Below are 4,046 nucleotides of genomic sequence, written 5' to 3'. Positions count from 1 at the left end.
CCGTTGCCTGACCGCGCGGTCCCGGATTTGATCTCGAGAAGCTGGTCTTAAGACAGGCTGCAAGCGAGCTGCTCGGCGTAGCTCCAATAAAGCAGACCTGTCGAACACGTCGATGGCATCTGACAGGTCCGATTGTAAAAGGTAATCGGATATCTGCGAGGCAGTAGGGAATAGGCAGTCGGCAATGGGTTTTAGGATCTGTTGGCTATTGCCTTATGCCTTTTGCCTCCAGGTTGGGATGAGCATTGGCAATGAGAACGATTAAGTGTCGTAAGGGCATTTGGTGGATGCCTTGGCATGCACAGGCGAAGAAGGACGTGATACGCTGCGAAAAGCCGTGGGGAGCTGCGAATGAGCTTTGATCCATGGATATCCGAATGGGGAAACCCACCTTAGACATCTAGAAAATCATTTTGGTTGTCGGGTTTTTGACCCGACGTTACGGCGAACGATCGCCGACGGCCTATCGGCCTGTACTGGTGGCATGCTCGATGTTCGAGTGTGGCAGCTTGCAGCGCGGTAGCGCGTCGCCGGTCGTCCGGCGTGCCCACGCAGCGCCGCACGGGAACGTGCGGAACAAGCGTGAGTGAGAACCGAAATGGTTTCTAGATGTCGCGATAAGGTATCTAGCTCTGAATACATAGGGGTTAGAAGCGAACTCGGGGAACTGAAACATCTAAGTACCCGAAGGAAAGGACATCAACCGAGACTCCGTAAGTAGTGGCGAGCGAACGCGGACCAGGCCAGTGGCAATCAGGAATAAAGCTGAACAGGTTGGAAAACCTGGCGAGAATGGGTGATAGCCCCGTAAGCGTAGAACACTGATTGTCCTTGAGTAGGGCGGGACACGAGAAATCCTGTCTGAACATGGGGAGACCACTCTCCAAGCCTAAGTACTCGTGCATGACCGATAGCGAACAAGTACCGTGAGGGAAAGGTGAAAAGCACCCCGACAAGGGGAGTGAAATAGAACCTGAAACCGGATGCCTACAAACAGTAGGAGGCCGCAAGGCTGACTGCGTACCTTTTGTATAATGGGTCAACGACTTAGTGTATCTAGCAAGCTTAAGCCGGTAGGTGTAGGCGCAGCGAAAGCGAGTCTGAATAGGGCGATTTAGTTAGATGCATTAGACCCGAAACCGAGTGATCTAGCCATGAGCAGGCTGAAGGTTGGGTAACACCAACTGGAGGGCCGAACCCGCATCTGTTGCAATAGATTGGGATGACTTGTGGCTAGGGGTGAAAGGCCAATCAAACTCGGAAATAGCTGGTTCTCCGCGAAATCTATTTAGGTAGAGCGTCGACCGAATACCCTCGGGGGTAGAGCACTGGATGGGCTATGGGGACTCACCGTCTTACTGATCCTAACCAAACTCCGAATACCGAGGAGTACTAGTCGGCAGACACACGGCGGGTGCTAACGTCCGTCGTGAAGAGGGCAACAACCCTGACCTCCAGCTAAGGTCCCCAAGTCATGGCTAAGTGGGAAAGGATGTGAGGATCCCAAAACAACCAGGATGTTGGCTTAGAAGCAGCCATCATTTAAAGAAAGCGTAACAGCTCACTGGTCTAAATAAGGGTCTTTGCGCCGAAAATGTAACGGGGCTGAAGCCATGCACCGAAGCTGAGGATGTGGATTTATCCACGTGGTAGCGGAGCGTTCCGTAAGCCAGTGAAGGAGGACCCGTGAGGGCCTCTGGAGGTATCGGAAGTGCGAATGTTGACATGAGTAACGATAAAGGGGGTGAGAGACCCCCTCGCCGAAAGACCAAGGGTTCCTGCTTAAAGTTAATCTGAGCAGGGTTAGCCGGCCCCTAAGGCGAGGCGGAAACGCGTAGTCGATGGGAACCACGTTAATATTCGTGGGCCTGGTGGTAGTGACGGATTGCGTAACTTGTTCACTCTTATTGGATTGAGTGGGCGGGGAAGCGGTTCCAGGAAATAGCTCCATCATTATAGACCGTACCCGAAACCGACACAGGTGGTCAGGTAGAGTATACCAAGGCGCTTGAGAGAACTATGTTGAAGGAACTCGGCAAATTGCACGCGTAACTTCGGAAGAAGCGTGACCCCTTTTTACGCAAGTATGAAGGGGTGGCACAGACCAGGGGGTAGCGACTGTTTATCAAAAACACAGGGCTCTGCGAAGTCTTTAAGACGACGTATAGGGTCTGACGCCTGCCCGGTGCTGGAAGGTTAAGAGGAGGGGTGCAAGCTCTGAATCGAAGCCCCAGTAAACGGCGGCCGTAACTATAACGGTCCTAAGGTAGCGAAATTCCTTGTCGGGTAAGTTCCGACCTGCACGAATGGCGTAACGACTTCCCCGCTGTCTCCAACATAGACTCAGTGAAATTGAATTCCCCGTGAAGATGCGGGGTTCCTGCGGTCAGACGGAAAGACCCCGTGCACCTTTACTATAGCTTTACACTGGCATTCGTGTCGGCATGTGTAGGATAGGTGGTAGGCTTTGAAGCGGGGACGCCAGTTCTCGTGGAGCCATCCTTGAAATACCACCCTTATCGTCATGGATGTCTAACCGCGGTCCGTCATCCGGATCCGGGACAGTGTATGGTGGGTAGTTTGACTGGGGCGGTCGCCTCCGAAAGAGTAACGGAGGCGCGCGATGGTGGGCTCAGACCGGTCGGAAATCGGTCGTCGAGTGCAATGGCATAAGCCCGCCTGACTGCGAGACTGACAAGTCGAGCAGAGACGAAAGTCGGTCATAGTGATCCGGTGGTCCCGCGTGGAAGGGCCATCGCTCAACGGATAAAAGGTACGCCGGGGATAACAGGCTGATGACCCCCAAGAGTCCATATCGACGGGGTTGTTTGGCACCTCGATGTCGGCTCATCGCATCCTGGGGCTGGAGCAGGTCCCAAGGGTTTGGCTGTTCGCCAATTAAAGCGGTACGTGAGCTGGGTTCAGAACGTCGTGAGACAGTTCGGTCCCTATCTGCCGTGGGTGTAGGAATATTGACAGGATCTGTCCCTAGTACGAGAGGACCGGGATGGACATATCTCTGGTGGACCTGTTGTCCTGCCAAGGGCATAGCAGGGTAGCTATATATGGAAGGGATAACCGCTGAAGGCATCTAAGCGGGAAACCCACCTGAAAACGAGTATTCCCTATCAGGGCCGTGGAAGACGACCACGTTGATAGGAGGCGTGTGGACGTGCAGCAATGCATGAAGCTTAGCCTTACTAATCGCCCGATTGGCTTGATCGTTCTCATTGACCATGCTCATCTGACAAAGTCAGATGAGCCATCTCTTTTGTCCTGACGCACGAAAATGTGCTCCGGACGGGCCGCGCCATAAGGTATTTTGCCAAAGGCAAAATCCCGGGCGCGACGGACTGTCGTCCTGTAAGGTGGCATGCACAAGCTCTTCAAAAAGAGCTTTCCGCATCTCTCCCATACAGGCCAGAGGCCGTCGCCAACCGCTTGGCGCGCCGTCTGCAGCGCAGCGATCCCCGGGTGATCGAAGATCACCCCCTGGATCGCGACAGCGTGAAGACAAAAAGAAACAGACGTGTTCAAAAAAACAGGCGAAAGCCTGCCAGCTTCTCATCAAACTTCCGGCCTAGCCGCCGGAGGATTGCCTTTAGCCGACCTGGTGGTCATGGCGGGGCGGCTGCACCCGTTCCCATTCCGAACACGGCCGTGAAACGCCCCTGCGCCAATGGTACTTCGTCTCAAGACGCGGGAGAGTAGGTCGCTGCCAGGTCTGCTAAAGGCAATCAACAATCTTCTCATCATGAAAACAAACCGGCCCTCAAGCCGATCACATCGATCCAGAGGGCCGCTCGCAAAGCGGCCCTTCGGCGTTCGACAGAACTTGAAAAAAACTAACCCGGGCAAGAGCCGCCCCGTCGACCCGCAGAAGGCAAAGCCTTTTAAAGGACCGACAGACACACAGGTCCGGGAAATCCCGGCAGGCTCAATCGGTATTTGCCAATGGCAAAAACATGGTGACGCGGGGTGGAGCAGCCCGGTAGCTCGTCAGGCTCATAACCTGAAGGCCGCAGGTTCAAATCCTGCCCCCGCAA

Annotated in this window: 1 tRNA gene and 2 rRNA genes; all 3 read left to right on the top strand. The window is 54.3% G+C overall.

The annotated features are described in order from the left end of the window. Positions 1–259: 259 nt before the first annotated feature. The 3 genes from ACR65N_RS21995 to ACR65N_RS21985 all read left to right on the top strand — a co-directional run bounded on the left by ACR65N_RS21995 (position 260) and on the right by ACR65N_RS21985 (position 4,046). Positions 260–3,225 (top strand): 23S ribosomal RNA (locus ACR65N_RS21995). Positions 3,226–3,609: 384 nt separating this feature from the next. Next, positions 3,610–3,724, top strand: a 5S ribosomal RNA gene (gene rrf / locus ACR65N_RS21990). 248 nt (positions 3,725–3,972) lie between these two features. After that, a tRNA-Met gene (locus ACR65N_RS21985) sits at positions 3,973–4,046 on the top strand.

It is taken from the genome of Rhizobium sp. SAFR-030 (genome assembly GCF_059415005.1).
Note: the sequence above shows the minus strand (reverse complement) of the source record. Positions and strands in the feature narration are given on the sequence as shown.